The sequence below is a fragment of the Marinomonas epiphytica genome, assembly GCF_054780655.1.
This window is the reverse complement of record NZ_BAAGVX010000004.1, coordinates 116,728-138,360: the sequence shown is the minus strand read 5'-3', so window position 1 is coordinate 138,360 and position 21,633 is coordinate 116,728. Positions and strand designations below refer to the sequence as shown.

Annotated in this window: 19 protein-coding genes; 16 read left to right on the top strand and 3 right to left on the bottom strand. The window is 43.6% G+C overall.

The genetic code is table 11. The features are described 5' to 3' along the window. The first annotated feature begins 142 nt into the window (after positions 1-142). From ACYVGZ_RS02520 to ACYVGZ_RS02510, 3 genes are all read left to right on the top strand, one after another. Positions 143-1,330, top strand: a complete 1,188-nt coding sequence (locus tag ACYVGZ_RS02520) for a methyltransferase (protein WP_460750747.1) — start codon at positions 143-145, stop codon at positions 1,328-1,330. 76 nt (positions 1,331-1,406) lie between these two features. Beyond that, complete coding sequence (locus ACYVGZ_RS02515) at positions 1,407-2,444, top strand: DUF2235 domain-containing protein (RefSeq protein ID WP_460750744.1); 1,038 nt, start codon at positions 1,407-1,409, stop codon at positions 2,442-2,444. Positions 2,445-2,517: 73 nt separating this feature from the next. Next, entirely contained in the window at positions 2,518-2,919 is a 402-nt protein-coding gene (locus tag ACYVGZ_RS02510; RefSeq protein WP_460750741.1) for a VOC family protein, read from the top strand. A 77-nt stretch (positions 2,920-2,996) separates the two neighbouring features. Here the strand turns inward: ACYVGZ_RS02510 and ACYVGZ_RS02505 are convergent, their stop codons facing one another. After that, entirely contained in the window at positions 2,997-3,890 is an 894-nt protein-coding gene (locus ACYVGZ_RS02505; protein ID WP_460750739.1) for a LysR family transcriptional regulator, read from the bottom strand. Between the two features lie 129 nt (positions 3,891-4,019). Between ACYVGZ_RS02505 and atzF the strand changes: the two genes are divergently transcribed. From atzF to ACYVGZ_RS02470, 7 genes are all read left to right on the top strand, one after another. Continuing rightward, complete coding sequence (gene atzF, locus ACYVGZ_RS02500) at positions 4,020-5,807, top strand: allophanate hydrolase (protein WP_460750737.1); 1,788 nt, start codon at positions 4,020-4,022, stop codon at positions 5,805-5,807. A 29-nt stretch (positions 5,808-5,836) separates the two neighbouring features. Next, positions 5,837-7,465 carry an ABC transporter substrate-binding protein gene (locus tag ACYVGZ_RS02495; RefSeq protein ID WP_460750734.1) on the top strand — a complete coding sequence of 543 codons (1,629 nt, stop codon included), beginning with the start codon at positions 5,837-5,839 and terminating at the stop codon, positions 7,463-7,465. A gap of 5 nt (positions 7,466-7,470) precedes the next feature. Beyond that, positions 7,471-8,496, top strand: coding sequence for an ABC transporter permease (locus ACYVGZ_RS02490; RefSeq protein WP_460750731.1), 1,026 nt, complete (start codon positions 7,471-7,473; stop codon positions 8,494-8,496). Beyond that, a complete protein-coding gene (locus tag ACYVGZ_RS02485; RefSeq protein ID WP_460750728.1) occupies positions 8,489-9,355 on the top strand; it encodes an ABC transporter permease in 867 nt (288 codons plus the stop codon). Before ACYVGZ_RS02490 ends, ACYVGZ_RS02485 begins: the two co-directional genes overlap by 8 nt. A 2-nt stretch (positions 9,356-9,357) precedes the next feature. Continuing rightward, on the top strand, positions 9,358-11,070 hold the full coding sequence (locus ACYVGZ_RS02480; protein WP_460750725.1) for a dipeptide ABC transporter ATP-binding protein: 1,713 nt from the start codon (positions 9,358-9,360) through the stop codon (positions 11,068-11,070). Positions 11,071-11,193: 123 nt separating this feature from the next. Beyond that, on the top strand, positions 11,194-11,604 hold the full coding sequence (locus ACYVGZ_RS02475) for a hypothetical protein (RefSeq protein ID WP_460750723.1): 411 nt from the start codon (positions 11,194-11,196) through the stop codon (positions 11,602-11,604). After that, the gene (locus ACYVGZ_RS02470) at positions 11,604-12,215 is read left to right on the top strand and encodes a DUF924 family protein (protein WP_460750720.1); all 612 of its coding nucleotides are present in this window, start codon (positions 11,604-11,606) and stop codon (positions 12,213-12,215) included. The genes ACYVGZ_RS02475 and ACYVGZ_RS02470 overlap by 1 nt, the downstream gene beginning before the upstream one ends. 36 nt (positions 12,216-12,251) lie before the next feature. Here the strand turns inward: ACYVGZ_RS02470 and ACYVGZ_RS02465 are convergent, their stop codons facing one another. Further along, a complete protein-coding gene (locus ACYVGZ_RS02465; protein ID WP_460750718.1) occupies positions 12,252-12,866 on the bottom strand; it encodes a nitroreductase family protein in 615 nt (204 codons plus the stop codon). Positions 12,867-12,999: 133 nt separating this feature from the next. On the opposite strand from ACYVGZ_RS02465, the gene ACYVGZ_RS02460 reads away from it, so the two are divergent. After that, complete coding sequence (locus tag ACYVGZ_RS02460) at positions 13,000-13,635, top strand: DsbA family oxidoreductase (protein WP_460750715.1); 636 nt, start codon at positions 13,000-13,002, stop codon at positions 13,633-13,635. A gap of 37 nt (positions 13,636-13,672) precedes the next feature. Further along, positions 13,673-14,593, top strand: coding sequence for a LysR family transcriptional regulator (locus tag ACYVGZ_RS02455; RefSeq protein ID WP_460750713.1), 921 nt, complete (start codon positions 13,673-13,675; stop codon positions 14,591-14,593). Here the strand turns inward: ACYVGZ_RS02455 and ACYVGZ_RS02450 are convergent. Next, positions 14,570-15,454 carry a DMT family transporter gene (locus ACYVGZ_RS02450; RefSeq protein WP_460750710.1) on the bottom strand — a complete coding sequence of 295 codons (885 nt, stop codon included), beginning with the start codon at positions 15,452-15,454 and terminating at the stop codon, positions 14,570-14,572. The two genes, ACYVGZ_RS02455 and ACYVGZ_RS02450, sit on opposite strands and share 24 nt — an antisense overlap. Before the next feature lie 229 nt (positions 15,455-15,683). Here ACYVGZ_RS02450 and ACYVGZ_RS02445 point away from each other — a divergent pair, with 229 nt between their 5' ends. From ACYVGZ_RS02445 to casB, 4 genes are all read left to right on the top strand, one after another. Beyond that, positions 15,684-16,514, top strand: coding sequence for a WYL domain-containing protein (locus ACYVGZ_RS02445; protein WP_460750707.1), 831 nt, complete (start codon positions 15,684-15,686; stop codon positions 16,512-16,514). 123 nt (positions 16,515-16,637) lie between these two features. Next, positions 16,638-19,397 (top strand): CRISPR-associated helicase Cas3', encoded by a 2,760-nt coding sequence (cas3, locus tag ACYVGZ_RS02440; protein WP_460750705.1) that lies wholly within the window; start codon positions 16,638-16,640, stop codon positions 19,395-19,397. Next, positions 19,394-21,004, top strand: coding sequence for a type I-E CRISPR-associated protein Cse1/CasA (casA, locus tag ACYVGZ_RS02435; RefSeq protein WP_460750702.1), 1,611 nt, complete (start codon positions 19,394-19,396; stop codon positions 21,002-21,004). Before cas3 ends, casA begins: the two co-directional genes overlap by 4 nt. Further along, on the top strand, positions 21,004-21,618 hold the full coding sequence (gene casB, locus ACYVGZ_RS02430; protein ID WP_460750699.1) for a type I-E CRISPR-associated protein Cse2/CasB: 615 nt from the start codon (positions 21,004-21,006) through the stop codon (positions 21,616-21,618). The genes casA and casB overlap by 1 nt, the downstream gene beginning before the upstream one ends. The last annotated feature ends 15 nt before the right edge of the window (positions 21,619-21,633 follow it).

Genomic DNA, 21,633 nt, shown 5'->3' with positions numbered 1-21,633 from the left:
GCTGCACAATGATGCGAAAGAATTGCATTAGCAGTGCCATTATTTTGACGAATTTGTGGCAAAATACAATCTATCTTAAGGGGAATTTAATATGCCCCTGTACAGAAATAAAGACACATCTTCTTGAGACCCACAATACCCAATGACGCCATTGCAAAAACGCTTTCAACAACTCGATCAATATTTAGTAGAGCATACGGAGTTTTGGCAGCTTGATCATTTCTTATCACTAAATAACCCTTGGCAGGAAAATCACCCTAAACTGGCTCAATACATGGATTCCACCCACATGGAAAACCTTTCAGAGGGTGAGTTGTTCTCAGCTTTGCAATCCTTTATACCTCATTTAAAACCTGTTGATGCTTGGCTACCAGAAACTCTAAGACCCGCGGCGAAAGCCCAACAAAAACAGCCGGATAGCCATTTTTTAGTGGGTATCAAAGGCCGAAAATGGGCGCAAATAGAGCAGTTTTCTAAGCAATTACCCAGTGTTAAACATTACTTGGAATGGTGTTCTGGAAAGGGACATCTAGGAAAAATGCTTGCTTTTGTAAACCATGCCAAAGTAACAAGCATAGAGTGGCAAAAAAGCTTATGCGAGCAAGGTCAGTTAGAAGCCAAGAAACGTCAATTGAAACAAAGCTTCATTCAGCAGGATGTGTTAAATGAGCCAAGTGAACAGGCGTTTATTTCAGTAGACTGTGCCGTTGCATTGCATGCATGTGGTGACTTGCATAAAAAACTCTTGCAACAGGTTGTGATAAACAAAATTAACAGTGTTTGTTTGTCGCCATGTTGTTATCACTTAACTCAAGACCCAGTTTATCAACCACTCTCATTGTTTGCTCACAGTAGCCAGCTCACACTGCGCAAAGCAGATCTAAAACTGGCGGTGAAAGAAGTGGTTACCGCTGGTAAAAGAGAGCAACATTTGAAACACCAAGAGCTTATTTTCCGGTTAGGCTTTGATGCTTGGCAGCGTAGGGTTCAAAACTGTGATCAATATTTACCTTTGCCATCTGTAAACAAACGGTTAATAGGGGATGGATTTGAAGCCTTTTGTATCTGGGCATTTGAGCAAAAACGCATCAAGATCACGATACATGAAGCGCAGCTTGAAGAGTTTTATCGGCTAGGCCAAGAGCGCGCGAGTCAGGTGCAAAAAAGAGAAAAAGTCAGCCAGCTCTTTCGTTTGGCTCTTGAAAACTGGCTCGTTCTCGACCGAGCCATGTACCTTGAAGAGCAGGGCTACCAGGTAGAGATCGGTCAGTTTTGCGATAAAAACTTGACTCCAAGGAATTGGATGATTCGCGGTCAGTTCGATACATAACCCACACAAAACTTCACGGAATGTAAAACCATTAATCTCTTAATTGTAAGGTGATTAAGCGTTTAGTGGAGGAAACATGGCGAATATTATTGTGTGTGCCGATGGCACTTGGAATAAACCGGAAGAAGATCTGCAAAAAGATTTTCCAACGAATGTACTCAAAGTGGCTCGGGCAATTTGTCCAGAACGTGCCTCAATCAAGCAGCATGTGTTTTACGACTGGGGCGTAGGATCTTATTACCACATGATCAGTGGTGGCGCCTTGGGTAAGGGAATCCATAAAAACATTCAAGATGCGTATCGCTATATAGTACAAAACTACCAAGACGGCGATCGAATATTCTTATTTGGTTTTAGCCGTGGTGCTTACACCGTAAGAGCACTAAGCGGTTTAATTTACAACTGTGGTATTCCCCATAGAGACCACGCGGAACAGATAGCCAACGCTTGGAAGATCTATAAAAGTAGCTTATCTAGAAATGCACCAAATGGCGCGTCGGCACAAAACTTTAGAAATCAATATTGTCACCCAAGCCGTGACGTTCACTTTATTGGCGTATGGGATACCGTTGGTGCGTTGGGGATCCCCTTTAGCATTATGGGTCTTTTCAATAGAGAGGATGAGTTCTACGATACCAAAATGGGCCCCAACATTCGCATTGCTCGACACGCTCTAGCGATTGATGAAAAAAGGGCCGATTTTGAGCCTACTATCTGGCAACCTCGCCCCGGTATTGACTTAAAACAGGTATGGTTTGCTGGGGTCCATGCCGATATTGGTGGTTCGTATCCACCTGATAAAGGAACAGGGTATGCCATTGCTGATACTTCTCTAGCTTGGATGATAAGAGAAGCCATAATTGCCGGGCTACACATAGAAAACCACCTTAAACAGCACCTTACCGACGGTGCCCTAGGGCAAAAACATGAATCACGTGGCTTTCCCTATCGCTATAAAAAAGCCTTACACAGGCCCTTATGTCCAAGTAATGTACCTGTTCGTATTCACCATACCGTCAAAGAAAGGTACCTAAGAGACATACAGTACCGACCACCTCAACTGCAAAAAATAGTGGAAAAACAAGGCTGGGACTCTCTAACCATAGAAGATTAATCTTCCGTACTTTAGCTATAACTCTTAACCTGTAATACGCTAAACTACTCGCTTTTCGTACTGAGAGAATACTATGGACGATACAGTGCAACAGCGTATAGCGAACATTGCTTTGCTAGTCGAAAACTACGACCAAGCTATTGAATTTTATACCAAGAAATTGTCATTTAACTTGTTAGAAGACATCGATCAAGGAGAAGGCCAGCGCTGGGTATTAATTAGCCCACCAAACGGTGGTGGCGCTAATCTATTGCTTGTTGAAGCGAACACGGAACAGGAAAAACAAGCGGTAGGGAACCAAGCTGGAGGCCGAGTCTTTCTATTCTTGCAGACGAACCATTTCTGGCGTGACTACGAACAAATGAAAGCCAACCAAGTGACCTTCAACGAACAGCCTCGTGAAGAAGAGTATGGCACAGTGGTTGTTTTTCAAGATTTATATGGCAACAAATGGGATCTCATTCAGCCAGCGTAATAAGCCGGCAAGAGTCTTGCCATAACCCTGCTAAAAACAGGCACGTTTATTACAACTTGAGCGTGCCTGTACCGATGCTACTCAGAGAGCGCGTTAATAAGTTGCTCTGAGAACAGAGCGGTAGCAACCGGTAATATTCGATCTTTTTTCTGTATTAAATACATACAGCCTATCGAAATGTCTTTTTGTGATAAGGGGCGGGTGACTAGGTTTAATGATTCTAGAATTTGTGGAATACCAATTTCAATTTGAAATGTCACACTACCTTCATTCATCGCATGGTTGCGAAGAAACTCAAAACTGTCAGATTCGACGGACGCTTTTATATCTAGCCCACTTCGGCTTGCTTTAAAGTCTATGATTTCTCGTACTCCTATGCCTTTTCTAGGGAGTGCTAAAGGGTAGTCAGAACAGTCACTTAACTTCAATTCTTGTTTTTCTGCTAAAGGGTGTTGTTTTGACATAATGGCATAGAGTTGCTGCTCTTTAGACATGAGGATTTTCATTTCAGGCATGTAGACAGGCTCAAAAATCATGGCTAGATCAACACTATTATCTAGTAACGATGCCTCTGCAGACAGCCTGTCACGCTGAAAAACGCTAAAGGTTACAGCGGGGTGTTTTTTTCTAAAAGCAGCAATTTGCTGCGGAAAAAAAGACGTTAACAGTGCTTGGCTGCAAGCAATGTTAACGTGCCCTCGCCTGACTCCTTGTAAGTCTGAAATTTGGCTTTTGATACGCTCTAAATCTGATAATTGCTTTTGTACGTGGCTTAAAAATAGCTCCCCAGCAGAAGATAAAGTTACGCCAGATGAATGGCGTTCGAATAGCTTTTCGCCAATTTCTTCCTCTAGCGCAATGATTCTTCTATTGAGTGCTGTAGAGGTGATAGACAGCTTATCTGCAGCCTTTCGAATGGAACCAGCCTTCGCAATTGTTTGAAAATAGCGGAAATCGGTAAGTTGCTTCATAAATAGACCTAGCTTGAAAAATATTGGCGATGCAAATATTGCACCGCACTCGTGCGATATTAGCAGTATACAGTTCCACTATCACTTGGTTAACTAGTTTTAAGTTAAACAGTTGAGATGGATATTTGTATGTTGAGTCATTTGCTTTTCACGTTAGATTCAATTCACGATGCATACGCATCTGGCGTGTCGGTGCAAGACGTGATTGCTGAATCACGTGCCAGAATTGAAAGAACTGGTGATGAAGGCATCTTCCTTCACCTGGCCGATCAAGATTATCTTGCAAAGGCTATTGCTGAAATAGGAGACATTGACCTAAAAAGTAAGCCGTTATGGGGGATCCCATTTGCAGTAAAAGACAATATAGATGTAGCGGGAATGCCGACTACAGGGGCCTGCCCTGATTACGCTTACTTAGCCGAAGAAGACTCTTTTGTTGTTAATCTATTAAGAAAGGCGGGGGCAATAGTAATAGGAAAAACCAACCTAGATCAGTTTGCAACAGGCCTTGTTGGAGTCAGAACACCTTACCCAGCTCCTAAAAATGCAGTAGATGAGAATCTTGTGCCGGGTGGATCAAGCTCCGGTTCTGCTGTAACGGTGTCCCATGGACAAGTGGCTTTCTCGCTAGGTACAGATACTGCCGGTTCTGGCCGAGTGCCTGCGGCGCTGAATAATATCGTTGGATTAAAACCATCCCTTGGCAGTTTATCAAATCGTGGTGTTTTACCTGCTTGTCGAACATTAGACACGATTTCTATTTTTGCTCTGACGGTGGAAGATGCGCAGACCATTTTTGAATCTTGCGCAGTTTATGATGAGCAAGAAGCCTATTCAAAAGAGTTTGATCTCTCTGGCCAAAACATCGATGTCATGGGATTAAAAATGGGGATACCCAGCGTGGCGACACGCGAGTTTGATGATGACATGCAAATGAATGCCTATGAAACTGCTCTCAATTTTTGGCGATCTTCAGGAGCAGAATTAATAGAAGTTGATTTTGAGCCTTTGTATGAAGTAGCAAAACTCTTATATGAAGGCCCTTGGGTGGCAGAAAGGCATAGCGCTTTAAGGGGCTTCATGGCGCAATCACCAAATGCTCTGCACCCTGTTACAGAATCCATTGTATCTCAAGCAACTCGTTTCTCGGCTACCGACTTATTTGATGCTCAATACCGCCTACAAGAGCTTAAATCAAGCATAGCGAAGAGGCTTAAAGGAATAGATGTATTGTGTACTCCTTCTATTCCTGGAGTGGTTACATTGGATCAAATCCATGCAGAGCCAGTAGCAGCAAACAGTCGTCTTGGAGTCTATACAAACTTTGTGAACTTGCTGGATATGTGCGCCATTACAGTACCTGGCCTTAGTCTGGAAGATGGTTCACCTTCAAGTATTACGCTTATTGCTAGTTCTGGCAGAGATCTTGCTGTGCATCAATTAGCGAAGAAATATCAGGCAGAACAGCCCACTAAATTTGGTGCGGGCGCACAAAAAGTAAAACCAAAAGAGTCTGCTTTAAACCTTTCTGAAACCACAAAAATAGCGGTTGTTGGTGCCCATATGAGTGAATTGCCCCTTAACTATCAGCTAACAGAACGTGGTGGAACCTACTTATTTTCAGCAAAAACTAAGCCTAAGTATCAACTGTTTCATTTATCTACCATGAATCCTGCACGGCCTGGAATGGTGCGGAGCTGCCAAGGACGAGCAATAGAGCTTGAAGTGTGGTCACTACCAAAAGCAAAAATGGGTGACTTTCTCAACGATGTTAAAGCGCCACTTTCAATAGGAACAATAGAGTTAGAAAACGGATTAGAAGTAAAAGGTTTTTTATGTGAATCCTACGCCATAGAGAAAGCTCAAGACATTAGCCATTTTGGTGGTTGGCGCAATTTTTGTCTTAATAACCAATAAACGAATTTTATCCAATAGGGGAAAATGCAATGGAAATAAAAGCTTCTGGTCAAACGCTTAAGAAAATAGCGGGTTATAGTGTGCTTGCAGCTTCATTAATGGCCTCGCTCGTTAACAATGCTAACGCAAACAGTCGTGATGAAACGCTTGTTATTGTTTCTGGTACCAGTATTAATAGTTTAGATATACATAGAGCGGGTACTAACCGTCCTAGCTATCAAGTTGCCGTTAACATGTACGATCGCCTTGTTTCTTTTGGTATTAAAAGTGAAGGAGAAGGCAACTTAAAGTCGGATTCTTCACAAATTACCCCTGAGTTAGCAACTCATTGGGAAAGTGTAGATGATGGCACAGCATACCTTTTTCATTTACGAGAAGATGCCACTTTTTGGGATGGTACGCCGATTACAGCAGCAGATGTAAAATGGTCATTTGATCGAGCGGTGAGTCTTGGTGGTTTTCCAACGGTGCAAATGAAAGCAGGTGGATTATCTTCACCTGAACAATTTGAAGTAGTTGATGAGCATACTTTTAAAGTCATTATTGGTGAAAAAAATAAACTAACATTGCCCGATTTAGCCGTTCCGATTCCTATTGTTATTAACTCAAAAGTAGCCATGCAACACGCAACCAAAGATGACCCTTGGGCAACTGAGTTTCTACATAAAACCCCTGCAGGTGGTGGCGCTTATATGCTTGAGCGTTGGGTGCCAGGCCAGCAGCTTGTATACAAACGTTACGATGGTTGGAAAAGTGGCGAGTTACCAGATATGAGCCGAGTCATTGTTCGTGATGTTCCAAGTGCTTCAACTCGACGAGCTCTAGTTGAACGAGGCGATGCAGATGTCGCACTCGACTTACCGTCAAAAGATGTTAAAGAGCTTATGACCAACCCTAAACTTAAAGTGTCTAGCTCAACGATTGATAATACTTTACACGCTATTGGTCTGAATTTAGATTTTGAACCTTTCGCTAACCCTAAGGTGCGTCAAGCGATTGCTTATGTGTTGCCTTACCAGCAAATATTTGATGTAGCGGCCTATGGTTTAGGTAAACCTATGTGGGGCCGCGAGTCCATGAAGGCAGAGTCGACACTGTGGCCTCAGCCGTTCCCTTATCAAACTAACATTGAAAAAGCGCAAGCCTTGCTCGCAGAAGCTGGTTATAGCGATGGTTTTAGTGTGCCTTTATCTATGAACTTAGACTTTGCTCAGTGGATGGAACCAACCGCATTACTTGTTCAAGAAAGCCTAGGGAAAATTGGCATTGAAGCCCCTATAAACAAGATCCCAGGAGCGAGCTGGAGAACCAAAGCGCTTGTGGAGAAAGGGCTTGAGCTTCATATGAAGAACTTCGGCGGCTGGCTGAATTACCCAGATTACTACTTCTTCTGGGCGTACTTAGATGGACATTTGTTCAACTCAATGAACTTTAACAGTACTGAAATGAAATCGCTTGTAGATACTACCTTGAAAATGGCTGTTGATGCTCCAGAGTACAGTACCAACGTGAAGCAAATGATTGATATTGCTACTGATGAGGTGCCTTTGATTCCGCTTTGGCAGCCAACCTTAGATGTGGTGATGCAGAAAAATGTATCCGGATATGTGAACTGGTTCCACAGACAACTTGATATCCGAGCATTTACTAAGGAGTAAGCTTCATGCTTTACGATAAAGCCCAACTCATCATAAAGCGTTTGATGCTTGCAATACCGACTCTTTTTGGTGTGCTGGTAATATCGTTTTGCTTGACTCGAGCACTGCCGGGAGACCCGGCAGTCTATTTTGCTGGGGCAATGGCGGACGAAGCATCAATCCAAGAAGTCAGAGAGCAGTTAGGCTTAGACCGCTCTTTGCCCTACCAGTTTTTAGCCTACTGTCAGAACCTTTTACAGGGTGAACTAGGTCAGAGTTTGAGTACTGGCCAAAGTGTGACAGACGAAATTAAGGCACGTTTACCTGCTTCCCTAGAGTTAACGCTGTTAGGCTTGTTAATGGGCCTTATGACGGCCATCCCATTAGGTATTTTGGCGGCGTTAAAACCTAATACCTGGATTGACCATTTATGTCGTATATTGGTAACCGCAGGCGCTTCGACACCGATCTTCTTTAGCGGTTTGTTTTTAATGTTTGTTTTCTACTATCTATTGGGCTGGTCTCCTTCTCCCATTGGGCGGCTCGACTTTATCTATTTAGAACCACCTCATGTTACCGGCTTTTACACCATAGATGCGCTTATCATAGCCGACTATGAAACGTTCAAAGCAGCATTTGCTCAACTTTTGTTACCCGCATCGACACTCGCTTTGTGTGCTCTTGCTCCTATTGCCCGAATGACACGCTCTTCCATGATCACTGCACTTGAAAGTGAATATGTAAAAGCAGCAAAGGCTAATGGTATTAGTGCAAAAATGCGTGTTTATGTGTATGCCTTACAAAATGCTTCCTTGCCTTTGTTAACAGTGATTGGTTTGGTGTTTGGCTTTTTGCTGGGGGGGAACGTTTTAGTCGAAAAAGTTTACTCATGGCCAGGCATCGGCTCGTTTGCCATAGATGCTTTAGTGGCTTCTGATTATGCGGCTATACAGGGTTTTGTACTAATCATGGCCGTTCTTTTTGTCACTTTAAACTTAATTATCGACATTTTGTATACCTTGTTTGATCCGAGGATGGGCCGTAATGAATAGTCAAACTTTAAAACAAGATAGCCTGGCGCAGCAGCTAAAGTACATTGCTAGTCAAAACTTACTGTCGAGCGTGTCATTAATTTTGTTTGGTATATACGTATTTCTTGCTTTAACTGGCCCATATTGGGTGCCTTACGACCCGCTAGAAAGTAACACCACCATTGCTCTACAGGGCCCGAGTGCACAGCATTGGTTTGGAACGGATCACCTAGGGCGTGATGTGTTTTCAAGGGTGATTGTGGCGACTAGACTTGACCTTGGCATTGCCTTTTCTGCCGTAGCGATAAGCTTTGTAATTGGTACCTTCTTAGGTGCTCTTGCTGGTTACTATGGTGGTTGGTATGAAAGGATTATTGGCCGTTTGGCGGATATTGTTCTCGCGTTTCCTCTATTTGTGCTAGCAATGGGAATTGTCGCTGTTATGGGCAATTCTCTGATCAATGTAATTTATGCAACCGCAATTATTAATATTCCATTTTATATTCGAATAGCGCGCGCTGAGGTCAGCTTACAAAGAGACAGACAATATGTTCAGGCCGCGTTACTTTCAGGAAATAGCCACTTCAGAACCTTGCTGTTCCATATTTTACCGAATTGTTTGCCTAACTTGATTGTACAAATATCAATCAATATGGGGTGGGCCATTTTAAATGCCGCTGGTCTATCTTTTATCGGGCTGGGTGTTCGTCCTCCTGTTGCCGAGTGGGGGATTCTAGTCGCAGAAGGGGCAGACTATATTATTTCTGGGCAATGGTGGCTAGTGCTCTTTCCTGGTGCTGTTTTGATGCTTGCCGTATTCACATTTAACCTAGTTGGCGACACTTTACGTGATTTAGCTGATCCGCAGAAAAGGAAGTAACCATGACCGCAAAAGAAAATAAGCTCCTTTCTGTGAGCAAATTAGCCATAGACTTCGAAACTAAAAAAGGTACTGTGCGCGCAGTAGAAAATGTAAGTTTTGATCTAGCGAAAGGGGAAATATTAGCCTTGGTAGGAGAAAGTGGCAGTGGTAAATCTGTTACTGCCTACAGTATTTTAAATTTGTTGGACTCCAATGGCTCGTTACCGTTAGGCGAGATTATTTATGATGGTATGCCGATTCATAAAGCGAGCCCTAGCCAACTTCAGGATATTCGAGGCCGTGAAATATCGATGATATTTCAAAACCCTATGTCAACACTCAACCCCATTCGTAAAGTGGGGCAGCACTTAAAAGACATGATCCGTAACCACGGCTACGCCTCTTGGTCGAATATTGATAATGAAATCAATAAATTGCTAAAGCAAGTTGAAATACATGATCTTGACCGAGTAAAGAATGCCTATCCTTTTGAACTTAGTGGAGGCATGTGTCAGCGCGTAATGATTGCGCTAGCACTCGCTTGTAGATCAAGGCTTTTAATTGCAGATGAACCTACAACCGGGTTAGACGTAACGACTCAAAAGTCCATTATGGACCTTATTAAAAACCTCGCTAAAGAGGAAGGTTTGGCGGTTATTCTGATTACCCATGATTTAGGTATTGCAGCAGAATATTGCGATAAATTTGTGGTCATGGAAAAGGGTAAGGTAGTAGAGCAAAACAGTAGAGCGCTTTTCTTTTCAGAGTCTCAGCACCCTTATACGCAAAAACTATTACTAGCGACGCCATCAAAAGAAGGTAAGGTTGAGCAGCTTACTGTTCAACCTCCCAGTTACCTAGCTCTTAATGAACCCCAAATCAGTACAACGCCACTCATCGAAGTAAAAGGATTACGTAAGGTATTTAATACTAAAAAAGTAGGTTGGCTTTCTTTTAAAAAAGAAAAGTTTGAAGAGTTTGTAGCGGTCAAAGACAGTAGTTTTTCCATTTACGCTGGAGAATGTGTTGGCCTAGTTGGAGGGTCTGGTAGTGGTAAATCCACAACGTCGAAAATTTTAGCGCGATTAGACGATGCCACACAGGGCACAGTGACTTTTAACGGTGAGATGATTTCTGATATACCGAGTAAAGAGTTTATTCAGCATCCGCTTCGTAAAGACATTCAAATGGTGTTCCAAGACCCTACTGGCTGCTTAAACCCAAGACACACAGTTTTTGATTTAATTGCAGAGCCCTTAATGCGCCTTGCTGGCCCCATGACCAAACAAGCGCTAACTGAAAGAGTCGAAACCTTAGTAGAACAAGTCGGTCTATCTTTAACTTTGATTACGAGATTGCCTCATCAGTTAAGTGGTGGACAAAAGGCCCGTGTTGGAATAGCACGCGCGGTTGCGTTGAATCCTAAATTTCTCATACTGGATGAACCCACATCAGCGTTAGATGTTTCTGTACAGGCAACTGTCTTACAACTACTTGAAAAATTGCGCAGAGAACTAGGGCTAAGCTACCTATTTGTCAGTCACGATCTTCACGTAGTAAAAATGTTAAGTCAGCGTATTCTTGTTATGAAAGAAGGGGAAATAGTGGAACAAGGAAAAACACAAGATGTAATGAGCTCTCCCCAGCATTTATATACCAAACAGCTTATGTCTTCTATTCCAAGCATTCAGGATAAAGAAACAAACCACAACATAGTTCCCTTAACTGCCTAACTCACTAAAACAAGACACGTTTATTACAACTTGAGCGTGCCTTGTTTTAATCTTATGAATTGACTTTTTAAGAGCCAAGCCGTTCAATGAAAGCTCTTTAATAAGTACAATGCGACCGAAGTAATGACTCACTTCATTCAAAAAAACATTCTCTGGATTGACGGTGGCGCCGCAGCTTTAGTGGGGCTAATCATATTGCTCTTATGCTCGTGGTTTACTAATTGGTATGGCATGCCCTTTTGGTTTGTTGCGTTCTTAGGGACCACTAACCTGGTTTATGCGTCTTATTCCTTACGTTTAGCCTTGGCTAAGTCTTTTTCACTCGCTGCTATTAAAGTGCTGGTTGCTGGAAATGCTTTTTGGGCCATACTTTGTGCAGGCTTTATTGTCTATTTCTTTGAGTCATCAAGTATATGGGGGAAGTTCTTTTTGGGCGCCGAAGGGGTATTTGTTATTTTACTGGCCATAATAGAATGGCGTTGCAGATATTCTTTAGCCGGCGTAACTGATGACGGGCAGACAAGGGGAATGTGATGACAATAGCAATCGAGCGAATATTAGAGTTTTGGTTTGGTCCCATGCAGAATGGCTGGCCTTGTACTAATAAGAACTCCATATGGTGGGGCGGTGGAGAAGTACTCGACCGGTCGATACAGCAAGAGTTTGGTAGCCTTTTACAACAAGCAGCGAATGATGAATTAGCTGCTTGGAAAGAAGAGCCCAAAGGCCGAATGGCCCTGATTATTCTATTAGACCAATTTTCGAGAAACATCTACCGTAATCAAAGCCAAGCTTTTGCGGCAGATTCCCTTGCTCAGAAGTATTGTTTGGAAGGCATTGAAATAGGCTACGATCAGACACTACAAACAGCCGAAAAGCTCTTTTTCTACTTGCCACTCGTTCATTCTGAAACCTTACCAAACCATGAAAAGGCCGTAACTCTTTTTTCCGAAGTGGTTGCTACGGCTCGCCCTGAGCATTATGAGCATACGACTAAATTTTTAGAAAGTGCTTATGAGCACAAAGCTATCATCGAAGAGTATGGCCGTTATCCGTACAGAAATAAGGTGTTGGGGCGTGTTTCAACCCCAGCTGAGATGGTTTATTTAGCGTCCAGCCCGAATACTTTTGGACAGGGTAAATAGAAAAGCTTGCCCTAACTTTAGGGCAAGCTTTTAAGCTTATATGATTTGGAAAACCTCTTCCGTTGGGCGGCGTGTTTTCTTCTTCCAGTTACCTTGTCCTGCTTTGCCAACAGTGACCATTAAAACAGGTATTAGGTCATCGGCTAGGTTAAATTCTTGCATTAGACGTTCGGCATCGAAGCCACCCACAGTTCCCGTGTCATAGCCTTTTGCCGCTGCGGCATAAACGAGGTTCATAGCGAGTAATGAACCTGAACGAACCGCTTCATCTCTTCGTAACTGAGCGCTATTGCTGTGGCTACTTTGCGCCATGTTGACCCATATTGTTTTGATATTTTCAGGAACGACTTTCTCGTCTACATCGCGCTGTAAAATAGTATCAAGGTGCTGGTAACCGTTTAGGTCTCCACAAATCAGGTAAGTTACGGATGCATCTTTAATCTGGTTCTGCCCGTACGCTGCTTCACAGGCTTTGGCTTTTGCCTCCATGGAAGACAAAGCAATAACTTGCCAGTTTTGTAAGTTATAAGCGGTAGGAGCTTGAAAACCATAATTCGCTATGTCTTTTATCTCACTTTCTTGCATATCAAATGAAGGATCGAAGAGACCTGTGGTTTTTCTGTTTTGAATTAAAGTTAATACGGTATTCATAATTTCACTCTGTTGAAAATGTTAAAAATGAAATAGTATCAGCTATATTGTTTACTGTTGGTGAACAGTGTTTTCTGAGATTTTTCATAACCGCTGATTTATATTCTGCTCAAATGATTATTAGGAGCAGAAAATGAAAATAGAATTCTTTCACGATGTAGTATGTGCTTGGTGTTATATTCAGTCGCCAGTGTTGAGAAAACTGTCCGAGAATTATCAAGTAGACATCATTCATCGGAACTTTATTTTGCAGAGAAACGATGAAGAAATGCGTCAGCGCTGGGGCTCTTTAGAAAGTGCTAAGCAGCAAATACTAAAACATTGGATGGCTTGTCGAGAGTTTGAAGGCAAGCCAGAACGCTTTAATATCGTAGGCATGCAGGAGAGCGATTTTTTATACCCTAATGGGCAACTGGCTGCCCAAGCAACCAAAGCGGCCGAGCTAATAAAAGGGCAAGCAGGCCATTGGGAAATGTTTGATACCTTACAAGTTAATCACCTTCAGCAAGCGAAAAACGTAGGGGAGATAGGCACGATATATCATGCGGCATCTCAATTGGGTTACGACATGAAAACCTTCCTCCAATGTATGCAATCAGATGAAGTTCAAGCAGCGTTAGATCATGACGCCTATTTAGCGTCGTTTTATCAGGTAAAATCCATTCCAACAATGATAGTGAACGGACAAGCGGCAATACGTGCAACAACGAAATACCATGACCTAGTAGCAAGCTTGCAAGCAATGAATCTGGTTGCGCGGAATTCCTAAATTTAAACTCATCGTTGGTTTCGTAGGCAGCTCAACGATGAAGGATTACCCTAAAGAGGTAGACGCTTTAATGGATAAACTAAGAGCATTAACTGTATTTCGACGAGTAGTGGAATTAGAAAGCTTTCAAGGAGTTGCCAAAGACTTAAAGTTATCGAAAGCAGCCATTACTAAGAATATAGCGGAATTGGAAAGCGCGATGGGAGTGCCTTTAATTAATCGAACCACCCGCCAATTCTCCGTCACTGAGGCAGGGCAGAAGTACTACCGAGAAGTGTGTGATGCCCTAGATACCTTAGACCAAGCTGAGCAAAACCTATTTTTCAACAAGTCCAGCAGTCTTGGTAAACTCAAGATAGGCGCTCCGTTATCTCTTGGGGTGACACTTATAAATCAGCTTATTTGTGCATTTTCAGACGCTTACCCAAATATCGCCATAGAAGTGGTCATGGATGATAAACAGCTAGACCTTGTTTCCCAAGGTGTTGATGTGGCCATTCGTGCTGCCGGAGAAATGGCAGACTCCAGCTTAAAATCTCGTAAATTGGCAGACTTAACTCGGACCCTGTGCGCTTCTCCACAATACTTAGCTCAGACAGAGGCAATTCACGCGCCAATGGACCTGCTCGCCCATCAATGCCTTGGTTATAGTTTGTCTTCATCCAATACTTGGTGTTTTAGCCAAGGCTCGGAAAAAGCAGAAGTAATTCCTAAAATGTCGAACTTCACTGTCAATAACAGCCTTGCCTTGGTGCAAGCTGCTTGTCGTCATAAAGGGGTGTTGCTCACGCTAGATCTATACGTGGATCAACAGCTTAACACAGGAGAGCTGGTGCAAGTATTACCCAACTGGCAAGCAGAACCTCGTGCATTATATGCAGTGTATCCGAGCAGCCGCACTCACTCTAAACTAGTGCGGCACTTTATCGATTTCTTACTTGATCAATTTGCTTCTTAATCTTGGTTCTCCTTGTTTTTTATTAGGTAAAATAATGAGATACAAAGAAACGAGCACTAAAATAACGCCACTAATTTGAATGAGATTTAGCGACTGTCCAAGCGCTAACCAACCAATACAAATAGCGCTGAGAGGGCTTAAAAAGCCTAATGAGCTAGACACATTCAAAGGTAAGCGTTTTACTCCATTGAACCATAGTGAATAAGCAATTATCGCTCCGAAAACACTTAAATAAGCATAACCTAGGAGGTTTCGAGTGTGGATTTCACTGGGGTAATGATCATAAAAAGGCGATACGATCAGCAACACAATTCCACCAAATACCAGCTGATAACCAGTGAAGGCATAAATATTCAGCTTATTTGACCATTCCCTTGAAAGGAAGGTGCCTAAAGACATAGATACAGTGCCTACCATTGCGGCACCGATTCCGATGAGATTCCAAGCAGAGCCGTTTTGTAAAAAAATCAAACACATTCCCATAAAAGCACTGGCCAGCATAAATAGCTTACGTGGTGCAATGACTTCACCTTTCACAATAAACGCCAGTAGAACCACCAAGGCAGGCTGAATTGCGCCCACTAAAGCGGCTAATCCCCCAGGCAAATTATAAGCGGCGATAAACAGCATGCCTTGAAATAACGAAATATTCAGTACAGAAAGCACCAGCATTTTAATAAACTGATTTTTTCCTAACCTTTCACCAAATAGCGCAAGTAACACTAACCCAGCAGGCAAACAGCGAATAGCGGCAGCCATAAAAGGCTGGTTTGGCGGAAGAAACTCAGTGGTAACAAAATATGTACTACCCCAAATAATGGGCGCAAGCGCTGTTATAAAAACGAGATAAAAAGACTTCACGGTATTCTCCGTAGTAAATAAAAAAGAATTATCCCGTTAAGGTATTTATCAGCACAACGAAAACCGAGTGAATTGAGAGTTTACTCAGTGTGCAAAAATAGGGCTGGTGGCGAGAGGCAGCGGGTTAGAAAAGAATGAAGTCCATTATTATGGGGCGTTCGATTGTACAACAAATACTCGATTTATAACGGCTTAAAAGATATAGTCGAAAAATAACAAGGAGTAACATATGGAATGGAACCAGCGCTATTGGCTGATCGAACTACTGGTTTATTGGGAAGGGCAAGTCAATACTACACCTCTCATAAAGGCTTTTGGTCTCAGCCGTCAAAGTGTCAGCAGTGACATTAAAAAATATCTCACAGCGTATCCCGACTCACTTCACTACTTGGCCGCCAAAAAGTCTTATCAAATCACGCCTAGTTTTACGCCAAAGTACATTAACCAAACGGTAGATGAATATTTTGACTGGTTGGAATATGGCAAGCTTCCCACCTTTCCTGTGAAAAACAAAGCGTCAGCACAACACAGAATAGAACCGCTTTCTCGTTATGTCTCTCCCACTGTTATGCGTCCATTGCTCAGAGCGGTAAAAGAGCAAGCTGCGGTGGATTGTGAATATCTTTCCGTTTCCAGTAGCGATCCTCAAGGACGCTTACTTTACCCACATTCCTTTGTAAAAACCGCTAATCGTTGGCATGTCCGTGCCTACTGCGACCTGCGACAACAATACCTCGACTTTGTATTAAGCCGCTTTCAAAGCGTGGAATACGATGGTAAAAAAGCCAACCACACACAGACCCAAGACGAACTCTGGAACACCCAAGTCAGCCTGATTTTTGCCCCAGACCCACGCCTTACAGACAAACAAAAACAAGTACTAGAAAATGACTACGGCATGGAAAAAGGACAGCTCACCTTCTCCACCCGCGCGGCATTAGTGAAATACACACTCGACGACCTGCAAATAAAAACCAAAATGCTCGAAGCTGATCCACAAGCGCAACAATTGGTATGTGTTAATTACAGCAACATAAAGCAATGGCTATTCGATGGCTAGTATTAAAAGAAGCCTCGTACCTGTAAAGAAGCTTTACATGTAGAAATTTACAGTGTTGTGCAGTGAACGTAAGCCGCGCAGAGTAAGGAAACATAGTTCAAATGAATGTGGAAAGGATAGGAAATGGAACAACAAGAATTTGCACCCTATTTCTACTACTGGGGCAAGGCACAGAAAAAAGAGTTGGGAGGTAAGGGGGGGCCTTATCATCTATTGCCTTATCACAGTCTCGATGTAGCTGCAGTGGGAAGTTTTCTACTTGCGCCTAATAGAGAATTGACGAAAAATATTGCCGCTTTGCTGGAGCTGGAGCCAGAAGAGGTCACTAAGTTATTTGTTTTTTTTCTTGCTCTGCATGATCTTGGTAAATTTTCCTCTGCCTTTCAGGCGTTATTTGATGATCCGACTGGCTATCTTTTTAAGGCCCAACCCAATCGACAATACGATGGTAAAGATTACCGACATGATTTACTGGGTTTGTATTTTTGGGATGCCATACGTGACTTGGATGAGTTATACCCAAGACCAGTAAAATACCATGAAGAGGGGGAGTGCTCACAAACCCTGATGGTGTGGATGGATTGTGTTTTAGGTCATCATGGTAAACCCATTGAGATTGCGAAATTCAAAGAGCTATCCCCTTTTATTGAACGGAAGAAAAACACCCCAACCGCGATCCAATTTGCCTTAGATGTATTGGCACTTATTCAACCTACTCTGCCAATGGACAAGCTTGTTGATGAGAATTGGCGTCAGCGCCTTAAAAGAGCAAGCTGGACATTGGCAGGCGTGGCTGTATTAGCCGATTGGCTTGGCTCAGATACAAATTACTTTGCTTACCATGCCCAACCCATGCCACTAGAAACCTACTGGGCGGATATAGCACTACCCAAGGCTAAGCAGGCCGTAGCCGAGACAGAACTTGGCCGTCAATTTGCGGCGGCGCCTTTTCATTCGATTCAACAACACTTTGGCTTTACGCCAACGCCTTTACAGCAATGGGCGCAAGAGGTGCCGATTGATGACAGCCCACAATTATTTATTCTCGAAGATGTGACAGGGGCGGGTAAAACCGAAGCGGCACTGGCCCTAACGCATCGGCTGATCGCCGCAAATGCCGCCGATGGTTTTTATTTTGGTTTGCCAACGATGGCGACTTCCAATGCCATGTACAAAAGGGTGTTGGATAGCTACCACATGATGTTTCAACAGCAAGAAGGTGCACCGAGTATTGTATTAGCTCACGGTGCACGTGATATGAATGCGCTATTTCAAGCCAGTTTGTTGCCCACATCTGATACGGAAAAAGACTATTCCACAAGTGATCAAACCGCCACGGCCCAATGCAATCAATGGTTGAGTGATTCTCGTAAAAAAGCCTTATTAGCGCCAGTGGGTGTGGGCACCATCGACCAAGCCTTGTTAGCGGTTTTACCGCGTCGTCATCAATCTTTGCGCTTGTTGGGGCTGCATCGAAAAGTGCTGGTGTTTGATGAAGTACACGCCGCCGATGAATACATGTTTGAATTGCTGGAAAGCTTGTTGTCTTTGCATCTGAATCATGGCGGCAGCGCCATTTTATTAACGGCCACCTTGTCAATCGAGCAACGGCAGCGACTAGCCAGCATCTGGTTGAGAGAAGCGCAACATGCTCAGCTCACACCACAAAATCGCCATTTTCCTTTAGCCACCAAGGTATCTTATTCGGCTCTCAACTCAACGGCGCCAGAAGCTGCATCATGTTTAATTGAGCACGAGTTAGAGAGTCGAGCCGATGTGAGTCGCTTTGTGGCTGTCGAACATATTGATAATGAAGATGTTGTTATCAACCTGATTGAGGAAAAAGCGAGCCATGGCGAGTGTGTGGTGTGGGTGAGAAACTCAGTGGAAGACGCCTTGCAAGCCTATGAAAAAGTCTCAAGCCGCATTGCCGACCCAGATAAAGTACTGCTATTCCATAGCCGCTTTATGTTGGCGGATCGCCAAGAGATAGAGCACAAAGTGCTGGCGTCTTTTGGCAAAGGCAGCCAAGCAAGTGATCGAGCCGGAAAAGTACTCATCGCCACGCAAGTCTTTCAAGAAAGTTTGGATGCTGATTGTGATCTGATGATTAGCGATATTTGTCCCATTGATGACCTGATCCAGCGAGCCGGACGATTACACCGCCACACCCGTAACGCAGAAAGATGCTATCAGGCAGGTGTTGAGGATGCCCGCTCTGCGCCTGTTTTATTTCTGCATGGGCCAAGTTGGTCAGACACCCCAGCGACAGACTGGCTAGCAAAGAATTTTCGCAACACCCAATTTGTGTATCAATCACCCGGCCGTTTGTGGTTAGGCGTGAAAAAATTAAGAGAGCTGGGTGGTATTAAGATGCCGGAGCAAGCTCGGGATTTAATTGAAGCAGTGTATTCCCCGGAGGCTTTTACACACATTCCTCCTAACCTTGAATCAAAAGAAATAGAAACCGTTGGCAATGAATATAAAAAAGCCAGCAAAGCAAAATTTAATAGTTTGAAATGGCAAGCCCATGGCTACAGCCACAATAGCCACGCCTACTGGTATGAAGACGACAGCGATATCAGTACACGCCACAGTGAGATCGAAACCACGAATGTGCTGCTGGTAAAACGCGATAGTAATAATGCACTAACGCCGCAGGTGGAACAGGCAAAACATGCGGTGCCATTAAGCACAATCAAGCTTTCAAAAAATAAATACGCGGCTAAGTTGGTTGCCTTACCTGAGGCAGAACAAGAGGAGTTTATTCAACGCTATCCCGCTGCCAAGTATCTACAGCTTTGGTTGCCGGAAAGTGATGGTCAGTTTGAATACAGTGAGAAATTTGGTTTTAAAGAAACGAATGATAGGGATGTGTTATGAATATAGTTAAAGATCCTTGGTTACCCATGCGGTTGCAAGATGGTTCTGAGCAGGTGCTGTCGATCAGTCAGATCTGTCGGGCAGATGTGGTGGACTTTGCTTTACCACGAGCGGATTTTCAGGGGGCGGCCTATCAGTTTGCTATTGGTCTGTTGCAAACCGTGTTTGCCCCGAAGAATCAGTCCGAGTGGGTGAAGCATTTTATGGAAACACCAACTCAAGCTAGCCTAGAGCAGGCTTTGCAAAAAGTGGAACACGCCTTTCATAGCGAAGGGGATGGCCCACTGTTTATGCAAGATTATGATTTATTAGCCGAGCAAAAGCCGACCACGGTCGCGGGTTTATTAATTGAAGCCCCCGGTGAAAACGGCATTAAAAATAATACCGATCATTTTATTAAACGTGGCATAGGCGAGCAGATGTCCTTAAGTATGGCACTGTTAGCGCTATTTACCTTGCAAACCAATGCGCCATCTGGCGGTGCTGGACATAGGGTTGGGCTGAGAGGTGGTGGGCCATTGAGCAGTGTGGTATTACCTTCCATTGCTGCGGCGACCTTGTGGCAAAAACTCTGGTTGAACGTGATTAACCGAGAAACTTGGCGTTATGACGAACCCGATTTTACCGATGGTTCTGTGTTCCCTTGGTTAGCGGCAACGCGCACCAGTGAAAAGAAAGGTTCTGAAATTTACGCCGACAGTGTGCATCCGCTACACATGTTTTGGGCCATGCCTCGCCGTATTCGTTTAGAGGTGCAGGAGCGAACAGGGGAGTGTCAGATATCTGGTCAACAAGTGACAAAATTAGTGGCGGATTATCGCACCCAAAACTATGGCCATAATTATTCTGGCCAATGGTCACACCCACTGACGCCTTACAAAGGGGACCCCAAAAAGCCCGACGCTGAATGGTTATCTGCCAAGGGGCAACCCGGTGGCATCCATTATAAAAGTTGGGATGCCTTAATCTTTTCGAGCAAAACCTCCGCCCAACACTGTGCTGCGGTAGTCGAGCATTTTGAAGGGCTTGCTTTTCATAACAAAAGAGCGTTTAAGAATATACGCCCTCGTTTATGGGTATTTGGTTACGACATGGACAATATGAAAGCTCGCTGTTGGTACAGTACCACCATGCCCTTATTCCAGTTTGACCCGCAAGATCAAGATAGACTATTGGGTGAAGTAAAGGTTTTGCAGAAGCTTTCTGGCGATGCGCTTTGGCATTTACGTACCCAAGTTAAAGCCGCTTGGTTTGAGCGCCCGGGTGATGCCAAAGGAGACATGTCGTTTATTGATATGGAATTCTGGCAACGCACCGAACCCCTGTTTTTTACCGCCATTAGCCAGCTCATGACAGCGGTGGCTAATGATAGTGAAACTTTACCTACTGAAACCGCGCAAGACTGGCTGAAAAAACTGCAAATGACCGTAATGGATTTGTTTGATGAGTATGCTTTGTCAGAGCTGATTTCAGAACGCAGTATGGAAAAAAGAATCACCGCCAGACGTGCTTTAGCCGGTTGGATATACGGCGGCAAAGACATTAAAAAATTTAAAACCGACTACCACATTGAGCAAAAAGAAATAACTGAAAAGGAGGCAAACTAATGGATAACCGAGACTACTTATACATAGTCGAGCGCTGGTGGCAAAGCATGTTTTTGTCGGAAAGCGAATTAAAAGCAAAGCATATTTTTGCTGCACCTACGGCCTTTAAAGCGGAATTAAAACGCTGCCAATCAGCGGATGACGCCATGCTGTTGGCGGGCTTTCGTGATTTGTGGGTGAGCTTGTTAGATAAGGGCTTACAAACAGAGTTAGAAACCTCATCCAAGCCTAAGCAAAGTAACATGCTAGAAGCATGGGCGACTGTGGCGGCAGTGTTAGTACACATTAAGCACGATAACAGTGAAAAGCTGGCGGTACAAGCAGGCAAAAAACTCGATAAAGAGGGTAAAGCCGCTGATAAATCCATTGTCAGTGAATTACGCTTTGCCAAGTTACAAGATGCTCCCAACCCTAAAGATTTCCTGCTTCGTATTCGTCGGATGGTGCAACAGCTTGATGGAAAAGTATCCCCTACCAAGGTAGCCGCCGACATACTGCAATGGTTCGATGAGTTTTATGCCTTCCAACCACGCAAAGCTGACAAACGTATTAGTGTGCAATGGGCGATGGACTACTATCGTTCTGCCAGTCTTAAAGTAAAAACATCTAAATAAACGACCAACTAAAAG